The sequence below is a fragment of the Moorena sp. SIO1G6 genome (assembly GCF_010672795.1).
Lineage (GTDB): Bacteria > Cyanobacteriota > Cyanobacteriia > Cyanobacteriales > Coleofasciculaceae > Moorena > Moorena producens.
The window spans coordinates 16,961-34,975 of record NZ_JAAHFZ010000038.1 but is presented as its reverse complement, the minus strand read 5'-3'; the positions used below and the strand labels follow the sequence as shown (position 1 = coordinate 34,975).

The window sequence follows — 18,015 nt, the reverse complement described above, 5'->3', positions numbered from 1 at the left end:
GGAAATTGACTAGCTCCGGAAAGATTTCATGGTTGGGCTCAAAAAACCGAAGAGACTCAAAATAACAGACTTGAGGATGGGCCAACAACAATTAGGCATGGTCATCCCCTTTGGAATTAATCTAGAGAATTGGGTTGCTCTATAGCAATAAGCGCGCGGGTATTTACAAATAATGGTGAGGGATAAATTCCTAAAAGCTTTGTCAAACTTGGCTTTTCTCTTCCGGTCTTGATGCAGTCGCTCACGCCTGCATCAAGACCAGGCTAAAAAATGTAGTTAATAATACTCTTAAGCCTCGAAAACTACTTTTTACCTATTCCTTGTTTAAAACTTCTGAGGCGATCCGATCACTGTGCGACGCGATTACAATAAAAACCCCCAGCTTACTGCTGGGGGAAATATCCAGGAGATTTACCTTTTGAAGGTAATTCTCCTGGATATTTACCTTTACCACATCCGTTATAACTCTTAAATCCAGGATGAAATTGACTACATCCGGAAAAATTGCTAAAAGATTGCTCCTTAAAGATTGATCATTGTTGGGATCAAAGATATTACCTGGGAATTGGTGAAGGAGTGATCATCTCAAGGGGTGATCGGGTAAAGGGATGATCGGATCAGCAGTTATGACCGATGAAGGCAACTGGGGATGACTTGGGCAAGAGTGATGTCTATTAAGATGGTAGTGTTATGAACACAATACAAATATTGCTAGATAACTGGCTATCATAAAAAAAAATTTGGTAGGAAAGTGATGGAAAGCTTAGTCTGCGTTAATCTTGCCGAGTCCTATGAAGACGCGGATAATTTTCAGTGGCAAGATGATAATGGTTTAATTCGATGGTTGGATGGGCTAAACAGTCCCACTATTCCTAGTTCAGCTTGGATCAAGATTAGTGCGATCGCAATTGCCCTAACCATCCTCAGTACCGCTGCTCATGCCAGTGCTAAAGTACTTCAAAAAGGCAGCCGTGGAGCACAGGTGACTTCTCTTCAGAAAGAGTTGGCAGCGGCTGGCTTTTATAAAGGTCGGATTACTGGCAACTATGACATATTAACCCAGTCTTATGTTGCTATCTTTCAGCAAAAGAAGGGACTACCAATAGATGGTGTGGCTGGACCAAAAACCCTAGCAGCCTTATATAAAACTGCTGGTACTGATATTCGTCTCCCAAGCAACACACAGCTGAAACGCGGTAGTAGAGGAACGGTAGTCAGCGATCTACAAAAGAAGTTGACAACCTTGGGATTTTTTAATGGTCCGATCACTGGCTATTACGGGCGCATGACCCAAGCAGCGGTAATTAAATTTCAGCGAGCCAAGGGATTACCTGTGGATGGCGTTGCTGGACCAAACACATTGTTCGTAATTAATGGTGGTTCTATCAAGAACGCCACTGAGTTACGGCGAGGTAACAAGGGAACTGCTGTGACCAAACTGCAACAGCGGATGAGGGAGTTGAAAGTCTACAACGGTCCAGTAACTGGATTCTACGGTCGTTTGACTGAGGCAGGGGTCAGAAACTTCCAGCGTAAGAGGGGACTACCAGTCACTGGTATTGCTGACTCTCGTACTTTGTCAGACTTAGCCAAAAATCCTAATGATAAGGATAATCTTACCAACGTGACTGAGTTGCGACCAGGCAGCAATGGCCAATCAGTGACAAAACTGCAAAATCGCCTTGCACAGTTGGGATTCTACAAAGGGCCAGTCACAGGATACTATGGTAAACTAACTGAGACTGCAGTCAAAGAGTATCAGCTTTCTCGGGAACTGCCAGCAAATGGCATTGCTGACTCTCGTACCTTATCAGCACTACGGGGCAATTCTTCTGGAATTGCCGTTGCTGCTAGCATCATTACTCCATTAAAACGAGGTAGTAGTGGCACAAGAGTGAATAGCCTTCAGAATCGCTTGATTTACCTAGGCTACTATAAAGGATTAAAAGATGGCGTATTTGGACCAGCCACAGAGGCAGCCCTGAAGCGATATCAACGGGACAAAGGCTTATTTCCCAATGGAATCGCTGATGCTAAAACCTTTTCATCTCTTTCTCCACGGTGATAGGTTTACATCTGGTATAATCTCAAAACCTTGAAAGCCCCGTCCCCCCCTAACTATAGGAGTGTGGGCGGGGTATCCTGCTGAAATTTTTAATAAATCAGGATGCCTACTCAAACCATTGAAATCCTATCAGCTGAAGAACTGCGCCGTACAGTAAATCGTTTGGCATCTCAAGTGATCGAACAAGTGAGTGATTTGTCCAAACTAGCACTGGTCGGTATATATACCAGAGGTGTTCCTTTAGCTCAGTTGCTAGGACGTCAGATTGAAACCCTAGAGCAGGTCAGTGTGCCAGTGGGAGCGTTGGATATCACCTTTTATCGGGATGATCTCGATCGAATTGGCATTCGCACCCCAGCAAAAACAGATATTCCCTTCGATCTTGATCGTAAGATAGTGGTGTTGGTGGATGATGTCATTTATAGAGGACGTACCATTCGTGCTGCTCTAAATGCGGTGCTTGAGTATGGTAGACCCCAAACGATTAAATTATTAGTGCTAGTAGACCGAGGACATCGGGAACTGCCGATTAGTCCAGATTTTACCGGCAAGCTACTCCCCACATCCGCCGAAGAACAGGTAAAGGTTTATCTAAACGATAATGATGGTCGGGATGGAGTGGAATTAATTAAAGTAATTAGCGCCTGAATCATGATCAGATTGCTCTTATTTTCCAAATTATTATGACCCAAACCCAACAGCGAAAGGCTGACCACATCAGGATTTGTCTCGATGAAGATGTTCAATTTCGTGCCAATACCAATGGACTTGAAAGGTACCGCTTCACTCACTGTTGCTTACCAGAACTAAACCGCAGTGAGATTGACATATCTACCACATTTCTCGGGAAATCCTTGGGAGCACCATTGTTGATTTCCTCTATGACTGGTGGTACTGAACAGGCAAAAACGATTAATTTTCGTCTGGCTGAGGTTGCCCAACATTACAAACTAGCCATGGGGGTTGGTTCTCAGCGAGTAGCTGTGGAAAAACCCGAGGTTGGTCATACCTTTGCGGTGCGCTCCCAAGCTCCAGATATTATCCTATTTGCCAACATCGGTGCGGTTCAGCTGAACTACAGTTATGGACTAGAAGAATGCCAAAAGGTGGTTGACCTGTTAACAGCAGATGGGCTGATTTTGCACATCAATCCCTTGCAGGAGTGCATTCAAGCTAACGGGGATACTAATTTCAAGGGTTTACTTGACAAAATTAATGGTTTATGCAGTAAGTTAACGGTACCAGTGATTGCTAAAGAAGTGGGTAATGGCATCTCAGCCGGTATGGCCGAGAAGTTGCTGGAGGCTGGTGTTACCGCTATTGATGTCGCTGGTGCGGGGGGCACCTCTTGGGCAAAGGTAGAAAGTGAGCGAGGATTAACCGCTCATCAGCGTCGGTTAGGACAGACCTTTGGTGACTGGGGTTTACCAACCGCTGAGTGCATTACCAGTATTCGAGCCATTGCCCCCGACATTCCCCTAATTGCATCTGGGGGATTGCGCAATGGTTTGGATGTCACAAAAGCGATCGCATTAGGAGCCGATATTGCTGGTCTAGCATTACCATTCCTGCAAGCAGCAGCTGAGTCAGTAGATGCCGTTGATGCCTTAGTGCAACTGTTGATGGCAGAAATCACTACCGCTCTATTCTGCACCGGTAATGCTACTTTGTCTGATCTCAAGGAATCCGACACTTTGAAAAAGTTAGGATAGTAATAATAGGGAATAGGGAATCGGGAATCGGGAATCGGGAGTAGGGAATAGGGAATAGGGAATAGGGAATAGGGAATCGGGAATCGGGAATCGGGAATCGGGAATCGCCCTTAATCCTTAATCCTTTATGCTTAATCCTTAATCCTTAATCCTTAATCCTTAATCCTTTATGCTTAATCCTTAATCCTTAATCCTTTATGCTTAATCCTTAATCCTTAATCCTTAATCCTTAATCCTTTACCAAATGCGTCAATTTCTCCAACAAACTTTTGCCAGCCTAGTAGGAAGTATTGCCGGTTTAATTCTATTTTTTAGTTTAGCTACTAGTGGATTCCTGTTTCTACTGATTGCAGTAGCATCCAAAGATACAGGGCCACAGGTTCAAGATAAATCAGTGCTGGTGTTTGATTTATCGGTCAATATCAGCGATACCAATCCTACCTCAAGCACCAGTGAAGTGATTGAAGAGGTGTTATCGGGTCAACAAACCAATATCATCCCTTTGCGCAAGGTCCTCGATACTCTAGATAAGGCAACTAAGGATAAGCGCATTGTTGCCCTCTACCTCGATGGATCCGCATCTAAAACTGTTGGCAACACTGGCTTGGCAAATCTCAAGGAGGTAAGGGAGGCTCTGGAGCGTTTCCGAGCTGCTGGGAAAAAAATTATTGCCTATGACGTGGATTTGGGAGAACGAGAATACTATCTTAGCTCGGTTGCGGATACGATAATTCTTAACCCGATGGGCGTTGTAGAAATCAATGGCTTGAACTCTCCCCAACTTTTTTTGACCGGAGCTCTCCAAAAGTATGGTATAGGTGTTCAGGTGGTTCGAGTTGGCAAGTATAAGTCCGCAGTTGAACCGTTCTTGCTCAAACAGCTGAGTCCTGAAAGTCGGGAACAGACTCGAGAATTGTTAGATGATCTTTGGGATGAATTTTTGACAACAGTGGGGAAAAGTCGTGAGATTACTCCCAAGACCTTGCAAGCGATCGCTAATACTAAAGGGATGTTGATCGCATCAGAGGCCAAAACTCAAGGTTTGGTGGATCAAGTTGGATACTTCGATGAGGTGATTGCTACTCTCAAGGAGCTTACTGGAGAAAAGAAAAAGGATAAATCGTTCCGGAAAATTAAGCTGGCTACTTACGCTAGAGCGAAAAGTCCTTACTCTAAAAATCGCAAGTCTAAGCATAAAATTGCCATAATTTATGCCGAGGGTAGCATTGTTGACGGTCAGGGAAACTTTGAGCAAGTGGGGGGTGAACGCTTTGCTAAACAGCTGCGCGAGCTACGGCTGGATAAAGATATTAAAGCAGTAGTGCTAAGGGTTAATAGTCCTGGTGGCAGTGCTACAGCCTCTGAGATTATTCAACGGGAAGTGCGGCTTATCCGTGAGGAAAAGCCAGTGATTGTGTCGATGGGCAATGTGGCAGCTTCTGGTGGCTACTGGATTTCTACCTATAGCGACCGAATTTTTGCTGAGCCAAATACTATCACTGGTTCTATTGGTGTCTTTGGTGTACTTTTTAATATCCAAGAATTAGCTAACAACAATGGTCTGACCTGGGATATTGTACAAACAGGTTCTTTAGCCGATATTCAAAGTACTGTCCGTCCCAAAACAGACCAAGAGTTGGCAATCTACCAAACCATGGTTAATCAGATTTATGACCAGTTCATTGACAAGGTAGCAGAGTCACGTAAATTGCCTAAGGGCAAGGTTAAAGACATTGCTCAGGGACGGGTTTGGTCAGGTATAGACGCCAAGCAGATCGGTTTAGTTGATGAGATTGGGGGTATTAATGATGCTATTAAGCATGCAGCTAAGCAAGCTAAGTTAAAGGATGATTGGAAAGTAGAAGAGTATCCAAAAATTCCTAGTTTCGAGGAAATGATTCTGAAGACCCTGAGTAATGATGTTAGGCTCACAAGCCGACAATTACCTGAGCCACTAACTACAGAATTGCTGAAGCTAAAAGAGGATTTGGCAATTTTAACAACCTTGAATGACCCGAAGGGGATTTATTCTATTTTACCGTTTAACTGGCGGGTAGATTAAGGGTTGAACGCGATGGACGAAGTCCCGCTTTCAGCGAACGCGTGGCCTTTAGGCCAAGGTTGTCTGTCAGAATGCAGAATGTAGAATTAAGAATGTAGAATTCCAAATTCTACATTCTGCATTCTACATTCTTAATTCAAAACTATTGGAAATTGAGCTTCTTTAAAGTTTTTTAAGATTCAGCTAGAAATCGAAAGCAAAACTTCGCTGACCTAATCGTCAAGAAACTACTAAAGTCTCAATCATTGCTTCACATAGCGCTCCATTCAAAACTTGATCGAACCTAACAAACATTGGAGAACTATTGAGTTCCAAAAATACAAGTTGTTTGGTGTGTGGATCGGTTTTGAAGTCAGCCGCCCCAAAATCCATCTGTAAAGCGACCATTAATTTGCGTAGCAACTCTACTTCTTGGGGAACTGTTTCGAGTGGAATCACCTCAGCATCTGGTTTAACCCGATAATCTAGATGCTGACTACGGATTTCAAAAGCAAAGGCATGATTCCCTACCACATAGATCCGTACTTCTGGCGCTACTAAACGATTTTGGACAATGGCTGGCATCGCAGCACAACCATTACGAAACTGGATAGAGGAGTACAATTGCTCTAGGGAATAACAAAAATCACCCCCAGCAACGGGTTTAGCAATCGCACTCCCCGCAGAATATTTTCCCAATTCCTCAGCTTCGTTAGTGATCCAAGTATCAGGGGTTTGCAAACCTAACTGTTGCGCTAGGATCAGCATTGCTGGCTTATTGCCAACTGCAGGAACATGGTGACGATTGAACAACCGGATATGGTTTTGGGATAGCAACCAACCATAGAAGGTTTGATACCAACCCGATGCCCGTTGTGATGCCCCAGACTTCGGAGCGTTAATATTACCAAAAACGTCATACCGAATAAAAGCTCCGGTTACAGACAGAACTGGAGCCTCAACTCTGGGATGCCTTTGGGTAAGATGCCATGAAAATTTCGGACTTTCTTCTTGCCCATGGCGTAAATCGCAAATCGGGACTTGTTGACCTTGAGCAACTTCAATCAACCGAGTCAGATTTGGATCTAACTCCCCACCTGCAACAAGCAAACATCCACCATCTGCTGATTTAATCATTAGTACCAACCAAATGGACTACTCTCTTCACCCAGTGCTAGAGTTGTTGGTCCTTCCTCTCCTATTGCCTGTGTAGTCGGTTGAGCTTCCTCTCCTACTGCCTTTGTAGTCGGTTGAGCTTCCTCTCCTACTGCCTGTGTAGTCGGTTGAGCTTCCTCTCCTAATGCCTGTGTAGTCGGTTGAACTTCCTCTCCTACTGCTAGTGTCGTAACTTGAGGGTCTTCCTCTCCTACTGCCTGTGTAGTCGGTTGAGCTTGTGTAGTAAATCGAGGATCTTCCTCACCCAATGCTAGAGTTGTTGGTCCTTCCTCTCCTATTGCCTGTGTAGTAAATCGAGGGTCTTCCTCTCCGTATGCCCGTGTAGTTGGTTGAGGTTCTTCCTCTCCTAGTGCCTGTGTAGTTGGTTGAGCTTGTGTAGTAAATCGAGGATCTTCCTCTCCGTATGCCCGTGTAGTCGGTTGAGGTTCTTCCTCTCCTAGTGCCTGTGTAGTAACTTGAGGGTTTTCCTCTCCCAATGCTAGTGTCGTAGGTTCCTCTTCTCCTACTGCCAATGTCGTCGGTCGAGGGCTTGACTCGCCAGGCTTGAGGAACTCAGCAGCGTGAACCGTAATACCATTGATTCGGGCAGAAACAATTACCGCATCTGCACCATTGGTAGGTTTAAAGTCAACACAAGCCGTGATTGGCGTCAGTCTTGGAAGACTAATACCTGACGGTTTATCAGCATCAAAACTGAATTCTAGGACAGAATCATCTGGATTGGGGTCTGCTGAGTTGTCTAACCGGGGATTTGTCCAGCCAGAAGTGGCAGCAAGCCCATCTGCTTGAATACTGAGTACAAGGGGAGACTCACTTACCTTAATTACAGAAACTTGCGAAACACGGAAAACTTTCATCCTGCTACCTATTTTATCCAGATATATCTAAAAATTATTGATCATGAGTCATAAGTAACCTTATATCGTTTGATGCAAAGTACATTTGACTCAAGTATCCATAGGAATTTATATCCTTTTTGTTTCTAAATAAGATGAGGCGTTATAAAAATTTAAGCATTATACTCAAATCTTGCGATCGCTCTTTTCCACTACTTGTCTGGAGCCGTCCCCTCACAACCTGCATCCCATAACCTCGGCATAATCTAGCTTTGAAGCACTTGTGTCAGGCAGTCAGGGGTGAAGGTTGTTTGCCCAAAGCGATTCGGTGTAGGGTAGGGTTAAATGTGAATTACACTCTTTCCCCCGTTCCCGATTCCCTGTTCCCGATTCCCTGTTTCCGATTCCCGATTCCCGATTCCCGATTCCCGATTCCCGATTCCCGATTCCCTCTTAAAACCGATACTTGCGAATCTGCTGTTGAGAATCTTTACTTATCAGCGCCCAGATTCCGATTGGTAAAGCATTCCCTTGAGCATCCACCTTAATTTCCATCACAATTGGTGGTGGTGATATCGGTAGGTTAGAGTTCTCTTGCCTAGCACTATTTAATTCTTCATTAATTTGTTCCCGTTGGTCTTCTGGCATATAGTAAGTTTCCAATCCGTACTCAATCGAGCCATAGTTAGCAACACCTTTGAGGGGAATCTGATTAGCTGGTAGTCGGAAAGGTAATTTGGCACTTAAGCCTACTGGTTTCCAGGGTATTGGTAGTTGAGTTGAGTTGGATGAGTCTGGTGCTTCTAAAATTAGGTAAAAACGGGTACCAGGCTTGATAAAGGTTACCTTGTTGCCATTAGGTTGTTGCTTGGGCAATTTTTGCCAGCCAGGAAGATTGCGTAAGTTGTCCTGATTAGAGATATCGTATCTTAGAGTTTGGGAATAGCCTCGCAAAAGTTCGTAAGGGTCTACTGGCGCTGTCTGAAGGATGACAGTTTTTCCAGTCACTGTAGTGTAAATTGCCTGGGTGGGAACAGTAATAATTAGTGCGGTTTGAAATAAAAGAGGTACCCAGAATCGCCAGCTTGGTATAGGACGGGAATACTCAGAATTAATGCTCATAAGTCATAATTTATAATTCATAAATCATAATTCAGACTTCAAATAGCGCTCAAACCATAGTCCAGCACCAATAATACCTAGCCCACAGAGGAATAAGACTATGGATTTGACTAATAAACCAGTATCGTACTCCAGCATCCGGGTCAAAATTTGCAGCGTCAGTAGCACCATGCCACCCCAGAATAAACCTCGTTTCCCCTCTGCTAGTCCGGCGCGGATTAAACCGATGACGATTAGGAATAAAAGCAGATTGAAGATGAATACGGCTAATATGGGTAGAATACCAATACTGAGATGCCAATAGGGAACTAGGGCGCTGATCACAATCATAGTAGCCACAACCTTAGTTGTTGAGTCCACTCGACGCAACAGTTTTATCCACGCCCAGATCGTTAAGCTACCTAAAATGACACTATCAATCACGGCAGGTTCCAAGAGTATTGAGGTGACGTCAACTAGGGGTTTGACTGATGGTGAACTATCCCATAACACGTGGAAAGACAAAAAATAAAATGATAGGCTGAGGAAAGTGATCCCAAGGGTGCGGGCTGTGCGATTAAATTCCTGGAGGTTGGGCTGAATTGTTCCCAGGAAATCCCCGTATGACCATAACAAGGCTGGTGGTAGGGCGCATGCGATCGCAGCAATCCAAGCAGGATTTGGCCATAGCTCGAAGTTGATCAAGTTCCATTCCAGGCCAGCAACTACTGCGATCGCACTTAAGCGAAACATCCATCGTGAACGGCACCAGTAAGCCAGGGGAATAAACAGTAAACCCGCAAACACTGGCATATGTTGTATGATTAGCCTTAGCCAAGACAACTCTGTGATTGCTAGAAATTCTGGCTGGGAGATTCCTCGCACATACCCTAACCCAATCAAGACCATTGCCAGCATCCCTAATCGGGTCAAGCGTAGGCTATAAGCCATGGCTAAGACTCCTAATCCCCAAATCAGGTATAACTGATAGAGTGGTCCACTGTGGTGGAACATTTGGGACATCAGTGCTATATTGGCTCCTAAAGTCAGGGCTCCTAAAAGTAATAAACCCTGTCCCAAACGGCAATGCCTACCTTGGGTTGGGTCTCGCCATAGATAAAAGCCAGCAATGTTGATCCCGAAGAAGACACTCAGAAGCAAGGTCACTTTCAACCACCGAGACCAGGCTTGCCAGTTGGCTGCCACAAAGGTGATCATGCCCAAGCCTAAGAGAAGACTGCCTAGTACTAGCAAAATTACGACGAATCGATTACGGGCCGCTACTTCCAGGTCACTAAATTGATAGCGTTCCGCTAATTGAGCGTATAGGCCAGCATCAATCAACCCTTCTGTTTGCCATTGTTGTGCTTCAAGACGTAACTGGTGACGAAATTTATCGGAAGGCATCACAACCTATTTTTTAGAGCTTAAGACTTTCATCTGGGAATATACAATGTTATAATCACTAACCGACTGAATGTTTGATTATGTCCATGATATGGTGTAAACATTCTGTAATAATTAGATTAGAGTAAGTAAAAAACTGTTAACTAGAATCGGAGCTAATGGTAAACCAGAGGTCAACGTGTGGGTCGTAGTAGCTCCGAACATGTGGTATATAGGAGTTTTGATTTTACTGCATCCGTCTGTTCAGTTGAGGTTGGTAAGGTACGTCAGAAGATTGTCTAGACGTGGTAAGTGTTCGTCGCTCAAATTTCTCCTTATCCACCCTAGTGACTGGTGTCAACAATTTTTTCCTTTTTTTTTGTTATAGCCCGGAGGTATCTCTAAATGTCTATTCGTCTGTACATAGGTAACTTACCTAAAGAAGAAGTAAACCGTGATGAGCTGCAAGCTATTTTTGCTGAAGCCGGTGACAACTTTAGCACAAAAGTGATTAAAGATCGTAAAACTGGTAAATGTCGGGGCTTTGGCTTCGTCACAGTGTCAACGGATGAGGAGGCTGATCAATTCATTGAAAAGTTCAATGGTCTTATGTTCAAGGATACTGCCTTGAAAATTGAAAAAGCCCTGCCACGATCTAAGAATCAAGAGAAAGAACCATCTAAGGAGAAAGAAAAACCCAATCAGGCATCAACCTCATCTACCAGCAACAATCCTCCCCCTCGCCGTAACAACAACAAGAATAAGTCTAATAAGCGTAAGCATCAACAGACTACATCTGACCCCGGTGGAATTCAACCCGATCCCCGTTGGGCTAAGGAATTGGCAAAGCTGAAAGAACTGTTATCGGCTCAAACCACTAACTCTTAAGTTGGGATACATCTAACTGATTTCCATTACCAATTCTGGTAAGATTAGCCCTACGTCCTACCCGTCAGGGAGGCGTGGGCTTATTATAATTTCTCAATAAAAGATCTAATCACCAAGTGCCTGGGTTTGACCAGTCTGCTGATAGTACTGCTGATAATACTACTTCAATAGTTCGATATCTGACTCATTCTGGCAGACAGAGAGTCTTTTATTTTTTTTGGTTCATGATCAGTGCCAAATCCCGATAGGTTTATGGTCATTTAAAAGGGAGATCAGGTAATTTTGGATCGTCTGTTACCCAATCGATTTACAATTATCAGTTGTGAACTAAAACTTAAGTTTTAACCACTAACAACCACTAACCACTAACCACTAACGTTGTTATGAGTGCAGAAATTGACCCCATTAAGCTAATGAAACAGGAAGTTGGCAAAGCAGCTGCCAAGCGGGTGCAGTCAGGAATGATTGTGGGGCTAGGCACTGGTTCAACGACTGCCTATGCAATTCAGTTTTTAGGCGATCGCTTAAGCTCTGGAGAGATTAAGGATATTGTAGGCATCCCTACCTCTTTCCAGGCAGAAGTCTTGGCGAAACAGTACGGTATTCCTTTGACTACCCTTGATGCGGTGGATCACATTGATGTAGCGATTGATGGTGCTGACGAAGTTGATCCCCAGAAAAATTTGATTAAGGGGGGTGGCGCTGCCCACACCCGTGAGAAAATTGTAGATTCCCTGGCCAAACAATTTATCGTAGTGGTGGATAGCACTAAAATAGTTGAACACTTGGGGTCTACCTTCCTATTACCTGTAGAAGTTATCCCGATGGCAATCACACCAGTTATGAATGCCATTCAAAAGCTAGGGGGTAAACCGGAACTGCGCATGGGGGTCAAAAAAGCTGGACCAGTGATTACGGATCAGGGAAATATGGTCGTTGATGTTAAATTTGACGCCATTGATAACCCAGCTGAGCTAGAAAAAACTATCAATAATATTCCTGGTGTTCTGGAAAATGGTTTATTTGTTGGGGTTACCGATCTGGTTCTAGTTGGAGAAGTTAAGGATGGTCAGACCGTGATCCGGGAAATTTAACAACTCCAGCACTAAAGCTTGAAGGTGCCGTGGGATTATTGCTTGATAGAAATACTCAGATATTTCTCCCAAGCCAAGGCAATTAACTGTATCTCCCACGGCTTGATTAATTTTTCCGCTAAAGAGTAGTTGATTAGACTTTGTCGAGCTTAGCCACCGGCAGCAAAGGTGAGCATGATCACTGCTGAAAGCAACATACCAGGACTTAGTAACAGAACTAACATCAAAAAATCATGGGATTCCATAATCGTAAACTCTCCTAACTGCTTCTTTACTACCCTAACCTGCGACAAAGGCTAATCCCGGAAAATCAAGAATTTATCAAGAATTCGTAAGCGAAAGGCCTTTGGCCACGCTACGCGAACAGCCGTCAGCCGTCAGCCGTCAGCGAAAGGCCTTTGGCCACGCTACGCGAACAGCTTCAAAAAAACCTCGTTCGCTTGTGGCACAAGCTTCTCCTTTTTCCGGGTTTTCCTCATACCAATTTCCTAATTGCCTGGTAATACTTAGATTTCTTTTACCGGTTTCCCATCCTGTTGGTGGATTCACAATCAATTTTCCTTGGGCAGTTCTTTCTAATCTCAGGTCTCGGTTAGCAGTGGCTAATTGTTCAAACTGTTGGTGACTGACTTTGAGGTCTAACGATGGTGGAACTATTAGCTTGAGTAGGGGTTCTAGTTGACTTGACATAACCGTTAATCCTGGCAATTGAGATGTAACTATAGTTTAGTAGGGTGTGTTAGGGACCGCCTCTCCCTAATTTTCAGCCTCTTCGCCAGTTGGAACAGTCCGTCCCGTAACGCACCACTGAGTCAAACAGCTTTTAGGAGATGCACCCTACTAGTTTCGGTAGATCCCAATTTGATGGTATTTACCCGGCTTTTGAGGGCACTCTAGATAATATAGGATATCAAGGATTATGGAGAACTATAAATAACATGGCTGAATTGGTTTCCGAACCTAAACCAATCCAATCTGTCTACGCATGGTACAGGGAAAAAAAGCTTTATGTAAACCGTCGGTATCAGAGAAAGTTGGTTTGGACTTTGGAAGAAAAGCAAAAACTAATCGAGTCAATTCTTAAAAAATATCCCATACCAGCAATTTTAATTGCCGAGTTAGATGATTCTCGTGAAACTTATGAGATTATCGATGGTTTGCAAAGAATTCACAGTATTATTTCATTCATTGAAAATGCTTTCTACATTGGAGATAAAAATAATAAAAAATATTTTGATTCTCAGTATTTTTTAACGACAAATGATCCAGTAGATGAAGGCTTGTTCGAACCAAACACCAAAGCAAATTCATATCTTGATCACAAAGAAGTTCGTGTGATATTAGACTATAATCTGGCATTTTCAGTAATGCGTAATGCCACAGAAACTGAAGTAAATGATGTTTTTGACAGAATCAATACATATGGCCGTCGTTTAAGTGATCAAGAAAGGCGTCAGGCTGGTGTACAAAATGATTTTTCTAATATGGTCAGAAAAATTGCGTCCATCCTTCGACGAGATCAAACTGATACTGATATTCTGCCTCTGCAACAGATGCGATCTATCAGTATTGATTTACCAAAGACTAAACATGGCTACACTGTTAAAGCTGATGATGTATTTTGGGTGAAGCAAGGTATTCTGAGGTCAACTGATTTGCGAGATAGCATGGATGAACAATGCATCGCGGATATAGCTGCGTGCATTGTAGGTAAAAGAATGATTGAGCGATCAAAAGATGCTCTTGATAAGATTTATCAAGAAGGAAGCAGTGAATCAGAAAGAATTTTGGCTGCTCTTAAAGTATATGGCAGTCAAAAATTTGCCGACGAATTTAAATACTGTGTTGATAAAATTATTATAATCTGCAAGGAAGGAAAATCTGAAAAGTTAAGAGATATTGTTTATGGAAAGAAAAGAAGTAATGCTTTTCCATCTGTTTTTGCTATTATTATGATTGGATTACACGAATTAATTGTTAAAGAAAGCAAAGAGATAACTGATTATTCAGGTATCAGGGAAGCAATTTTTAACCTGGCTACAATAATAGACACAACCCGGACAGCTACGAAAGCTGAAGAGCGGCGTAAGAATGTAGACATAGTCAAGGAATTAATTGGAGGCTTTTTTACTGAAAAAGAAAATAAAAAAAAGATTTATGAGACTCCTTCAATAATTGATATTGAATCTATGTTGAATAGAGCAGAAATCGAGCTACCTAACCATGAACTAAAACCGGGACTTCTTTCACTTGAGAATCATCGATATATTGATGAAAAGCTTATTAAAAATGTGATCAAAACAATCTGTGCAATCGCGAACAATGGTCTAGACAAAACTGGAAAAATAATTATTGGAGTGACTGATAAAAAGACCGATGCCGATCGAATTAAAGAGCTCGATAATATAGAGTGTAGACAGATTGGAAAGTGGTTTGTCGCTGGTGTAAATCGAGAAGCTAAAGTCCTAGGTATATCAGAACAAGAATACTTCTCAAAATGGAAAAACGCAATAAAAAAATCTGATTTATCTCCATCACTTAGGGACTCAGTGCTATCAAATCTGGATTTCAATCCATTCGATGGCTTAGGTCTTATCCTTATTAATATTTTGCCCCAGAAGGAACTGTCATATGTTGGAGAAGAACTATACTGGCGTAATGGTGATGCCACTGAACTAGCAAAAAATGCCAAACAGATTGTTATGTTGGGGAACCGCTTTTAAGACTTAGATAGCTTTAGGGGCGACATGGGGATACTCTTAAACCGTCAATGTCTGTAATTGTACCATTGGTTCGGTATCCCCAGGAAACAGGGGAAGCGGAAAAGAGGGAATGCGATCGCTTAAACTAAATGGATAGCACTAATTCACCTTAGGGGCAATCAATTCCTGACCCGCCTGATCAAGGGTGAGTCCCTTAACCGTTTCCTCTAAGGGAGCCTTGCCTCACACCAAATATCAGCTGATATAGCTGATAAAGCTACCTAGTAAATTCCAGAATCGTTTCCCTAGCCAAGCAGATAAAACTCCACAGTAAATGGAGAAGCCTATGCTTAAAAGCATTATGTTGTTCAAAGATATCTCTACATGCCAAAGCCATCGATAGATAGACATGATAGCGATGCCCGCCAGTAATCCGCCAGCCGCACCTGCTGCTGCCTGAGTTAATACTTGTATTGCAGTACGTTGAGTCGTTTCTGTTTCCATAACTAGAGGCTCCTCGTTAGTATTGTTTAAATCCTGCACGGGACACACAGCAGTGTGCCCCCAATCTCAATCTATTCAATTACTTCACCTTGGATGCAATCAATTCCTGACCCCCTTGATAAAGTGTTAATCCGTCAACCGTTTCATCTGCTGACAAATTGAATTGAATCGTGATATCTGCAACCTGAGCCAAGAATTTAGTTTCTGAAACAGCATAAAGGCTAAACGCTTCCTGCCCTGTGGCTTGGGCGAGTAGTTGTTCTTCCTCGACTCGAATAGCGATCTGCATATTAGGGAGTAACTCGTAGGTTCCCACATAGCGGTTGTAAATTGCTGGGTCAAGCTCAACAATCTCGGGCTCACCGGATTCATTAACTGTGACAGTGTCAATATCAACAGTTAATTTTTCTAGTTGAGCTTGTACGTCTTCAGACATCTCAGCTTGGTAACGTCCGCCCAGGTGTTCAGCTAAAAACTTCTCTAATCCAGCTGTCATAGCCAGCGAGTTGATCTCCTTACGGAAACCATGGCCTTCATCGGGGGCAATCAGATATTCCACCGGTCGGCCTAAATCTCGCAATGCGGCCACAATTTGGTCCGATTCCGCTTGCTTAACCCGGGGATCCTTGGCTCCTTGAATTACCATTAGTGGGGCCTGAATTTGGTCGGCGGAAAACAGGGGTGACTGGGCTTTTAGACGGGAGCGATCGCTCGGATCATCGAGATCTCCCAGCCGCAGAGCAAACTTAGCCTTGATCGACTCCCAATAGGGAGGAATTGACTTGAGCAAGGTAATCAGATTCGATGGCCCCACATAGGATACGCCAACGGCATAGATATCTGGTGTAAATGCCAAACCAGCTAGGGTGGCATAGCCTCCATAGGAGACACCAAAAATTCCCACACGCTCCGGATCGGCAATCCCTGCATCAATCAGATACTGGACGCCATCCGTCAGGTCATGCTGCATTGCACCCGTGCCCCATTCGTTGTTACCGGCATTTAGAAAGGCTTTACCATAGCCAGTGGACCCTCGAAAGTTGGGTTGGAGAACGGCGTAACCGCGATTAGCCAGAAACTGGGTAAACCGCTTGTACCCCCACATATCTCGTCCCCAAGGTCCACCGTGGGGCATGACAATCACCGGTAGGTTCACTGGGTCTACCCCCTGGGGCAGGGTCAGATAGGCTGGAATCTCTAGACCATCACGGGCTGTATAGCGGATCGGCTGCATGGTGGCCAAATGTTCCCTGGGCAGCTCTGGCCGATCATCGTAGAGTTTTTCCAGGGTTTGAGTACTACGATCAAATAGATAAGTAGACCCGGGATTCACATCACTCTGGGTTCCAATCAACGCAAAGCGATCATCCAGGGTAAGGGATTGCAACACAATATCAACGTCGGGCAGTTGTTGTTTCAGAAATGCTAGATCAGCGGCTATCTTGTCGTTTTGAGGATAGATGCGGATGCGATCGCTAACATAGGAGGTAGCAATCAACTCATCAGTCGCTTGTGAAAACACTGCACCGCCAAAATCCACCTGGTTTTCAGGATCAACTTCTACGACCTGACTCTGTTGATTTTCGAGATTAAGCAGCTCTAACTGGATTAAATTCCCATCCCGATTGCTGATCAGATAGACCCGTTGGCCATCTTTATGAAAGCGAATGGGGACACAGGTTTCTTCAATTCGACAGGTGTAAACAGGTGTTAATCCATCTTTTTGCACCGCCAGAATCTCATGCCCCCCTTCCAGGGTTTGGCGATAGCCGATGCGCACATTACCGTCTAAATCCGTTGTCCAGAGGGCAATCTTATCGTCATTTTGAATCAACAGCGTCCGCTCGCCTGTTGTCAAATCCAAACGATAGACATCATGAAACTGGGGATTGCGCTCGTTAAGACCGATAATGATGTGGTTGGGAGTCCGTTTAGGAACACTATAAATACTGGCCGTAATCCCCTCTACAGGGGTTAAATCGCGGGTTACCGGGCTAGTCTCACCTAAAGATTTAGCTTCAACCGCATAAATGTGAAAATTCTCATTGCCCCCTTTATCCTGGCCGTAGAGAATGTAACGACCATCGGCGCTCCAAAAGTAAATTATAATTGGGCTTTCAGCATCAGCCGTGACTGGACGAGCAGCTTCCATCGGTTCATCGATGCCCTTAACCCACACATTGATCACGCCGTCTAGAGGTTTTTGAAAGGCCAGAAACTTACCGTCGGGGGAAAGCTGGGCACCCGTAATCTCTGGATCGCCAAAGAATAGTTCCCGCTGAAGTAAAGGTGCTACAGCGGTCTGACTTTCAGCAGCGCTAGCAGTTTTTGCCGTTAGGGGCAGCGGTGGATTGCCAAGGCTAAAACCTATCAAACTAATAGACATCATCAAACCTGCACCAAATTCAAATTGTTTCATGACAAACCGTATTCTCTGAAGAGTTGCTTATAATTCAATATTAAATAGGGCATTTCAAACTGACTATAGCGAAAGGTCATATGGATACATG

The 18,015-nt window shown here is 43.8% G+C and carries 15 protein-coding genes and 1 pseudogene; 8 read left to right on the top strand and 8 right to left on the bottom strand.

Going from position 1 to position 18,015, the window contains the following annotated elements; all coding sequences use genetic code 11:
• Positions 1 to 754: 754 nt before the first annotated feature.
• The 4 genes from F6K63_RS26410 to sppA all read left to right on the top strand — a co-directional run bounded on the left by F6K63_RS26410 (position 755) and on the right by sppA (position 5,839).
• Positions 755 to 2,065 carry a peptidoglycan-binding domain-containing protein gene (locus tag F6K63_RS26410; protein WP_287247988.1) on the top strand — a complete coding sequence of 437 codons (1,311 nt, stop codon included), beginning with the start codon at positions 755 to 757 and terminating at the stop codon, positions 2,063 to 2,065.
• Between the two features lie 102 nt (positions 2,066 to 2,167).
• A complete protein-coding gene (gene pyrR / locus F6K63_RS26405) occupies positions 2,168 to 2,713 on the top strand; it encodes a bifunctional pyr operon transcriptional regulator/uracil phosphoribosyltransferase PyrR (RefSeq protein WP_008184410.1) in 546 nt (181 codons plus the stop codon).
• A 35-nt stretch (positions 2,714 to 2,748) separates the two neighbouring features.
• Positions 2,749 to 3,777 (top strand): type 2 isopentenyl-diphosphate Delta-isomerase, encoded by a 1,029-nt coding sequence (gene fni / locus F6K63_RS26400; protein ID WP_287313521.1) that lies wholly within the window; start codon positions 2,749 to 2,751, stop codon positions 3,775 to 3,777.
• A gap of 244 nt (positions 3,778 to 4,021) precedes the next feature.
• Entirely contained in the window at positions 4,022 to 5,839 is a 1,818-nt protein-coding gene (sppA, locus tag F6K63_RS26395) for a signal peptide peptidase SppA (protein ID WP_287247983.1), read from the top strand.
• Positions 5,840 to 6,058: 219 nt separating this feature from the next.
• On the opposite strand, the gene F6K63_RS26390 is transcribed toward sppA, so the two are convergent.
• Together F6K63_RS26390 and F6K63_RS26385 are read right to left on the bottom strand one after the other, a co-directional pair.
• Entirely contained in the window at positions 6,059 to 6,955 is an 897-nt protein-coding gene (locus F6K63_RS26390; protein ID WP_008184413.1) for an ATP-grasp domain-containing protein, read from the bottom strand.
• Positions 6,955 to 7,851: a hypothetical protein gene (locus tag F6K63_RS26385; protein WP_008184414.1), complete on the bottom strand. Its 897-nt coding sequence runs from the start codon at positions 7,849 to 7,851 to the stop codon at positions 6,955 to 6,957. The genes F6K63_RS26390 and F6K63_RS26385 overlap by 1 nt, the downstream gene beginning before the upstream one ends.
• A gap of 251 nt (positions 7,852 to 8,102) precedes the next feature.
• Between F6K63_RS26385 and F6K63_RS26380 the strand changes: the two genes are divergently transcribed.
• Entirely contained in the window at positions 8,103 to 8,378 is a 276-nt protein-coding gene (locus F6K63_RS26380) for a hypothetical protein (RefSeq protein ID WP_287313520.1), read from the top strand.
• Here F6K63_RS26380 and F6K63_RS26375 read toward each other — a convergent pair.
• Entirely contained in the window at positions 8,284 to 8,952 is a 669-nt protein-coding gene (locus F6K63_RS26375; protein WP_287313518.1) for a GDYXXLXY domain-containing protein, read from the bottom strand. The genes F6K63_RS26380 and F6K63_RS26375 overlap by 95 nt on opposite strands.
• Before the next feature lie 24 nt (positions 8,953 to 8,976).
• Positions 8,977 to 10,338, bottom strand: coding sequence for a DUF2157 domain-containing protein (locus tag F6K63_RS26370; protein ID WP_287294256.1), 1,362 nt, complete (start codon positions 10,336 to 10,338; stop codon positions 8,977 to 8,979).
• A gap of 384 nt (positions 10,339 to 10,722) precedes the next feature.
• Here F6K63_RS26370 and F6K63_RS26365 point away from each other — a divergent pair, with 384 nt between their 5' ends.
• On the top strand, positions 10,723 to 11,205 hold the full coding sequence (locus F6K63_RS26365) for an RNA recognition motif domain-containing protein (protein ID WP_287263187.1): 483 nt from the start codon (positions 10,723 to 10,725) through the stop codon (positions 11,203 to 11,205).
• A 383-nt stretch (positions 11,206 to 11,588) separates the two neighbouring features.
• A complete protein-coding gene (rpiA, locus tag F6K63_RS26360) occupies positions 11,589 to 12,299 on the top strand; it encodes a ribose-5-phosphate isomerase RpiA (RefSeq protein WP_287313517.1) in 711 nt (236 codons plus the stop codon).
• Between the two features lie 384 nt (positions 12,300 to 12,683).
• Here rpiA and F6K63_RS26355 read toward each other — a convergent pair whose 3' ends face one another.
• Entirely contained in the window at positions 12,684 to 12,989 is a 306-nt protein-coding gene (locus F6K63_RS26355) for a Uma2 family endonuclease (RefSeq protein WP_071104049.1), read from the bottom strand.
• Between the two features lie 140 nt (positions 12,990 to 13,129).
• Here F6K63_RS26355 and F6K63_RS26350 point away from each other — a divergent pair, with 140 nt between their 5' ends.
• Positions 13,130 to 15,022: a DUF262 domain-containing protein gene (locus F6K63_RS26350; RefSeq protein ID WP_287313516.1), complete on the top strand. Its 1,893-nt coding sequence runs from the start codon at positions 13,130 to 13,132 to the stop codon at positions 15,020 to 15,022.
• Positions 15,023 to 15,058: 36 nt separating this feature from the next.
• Here F6K63_RS26350 and F6K63_RS26345 read toward each other — a convergent pair.
• The 3 genes and pseudogenes from F6K63_RS26345 to F6K63_RS26335 all read right to left on the bottom strand — a co-directional run.
• Positions 15,059 to 15,148 (bottom strand): annotated as a pseudogene (locus tag F6K63_RS26345) (DUF4058 family protein); the annotation flags it as partial.
• A gap of 108 nt (positions 15,149 to 15,256) precedes the next feature.
• On the bottom strand, positions 15,257 to 15,544 hold the full coding sequence (locus F6K63_RS26340; protein ID WP_287313515.1) for a hypothetical protein: 288 nt from the start codon (positions 15,542 to 15,544) through the stop codon (positions 15,257 to 15,259).
• A 40-nt stretch (positions 15,545 to 15,584) separates the two neighbouring features.
• Positions 15,585 to 17,924, bottom strand: coding sequence for an alpha/beta fold hydrolase (locus tag F6K63_RS26335; protein ID WP_287313514.1), 2,340 nt, complete (start codon positions 17,922 to 17,924; stop codon positions 15,585 to 15,587).
• Positions 17,925 to 18,015 lie beyond the last annotated feature (91 nt).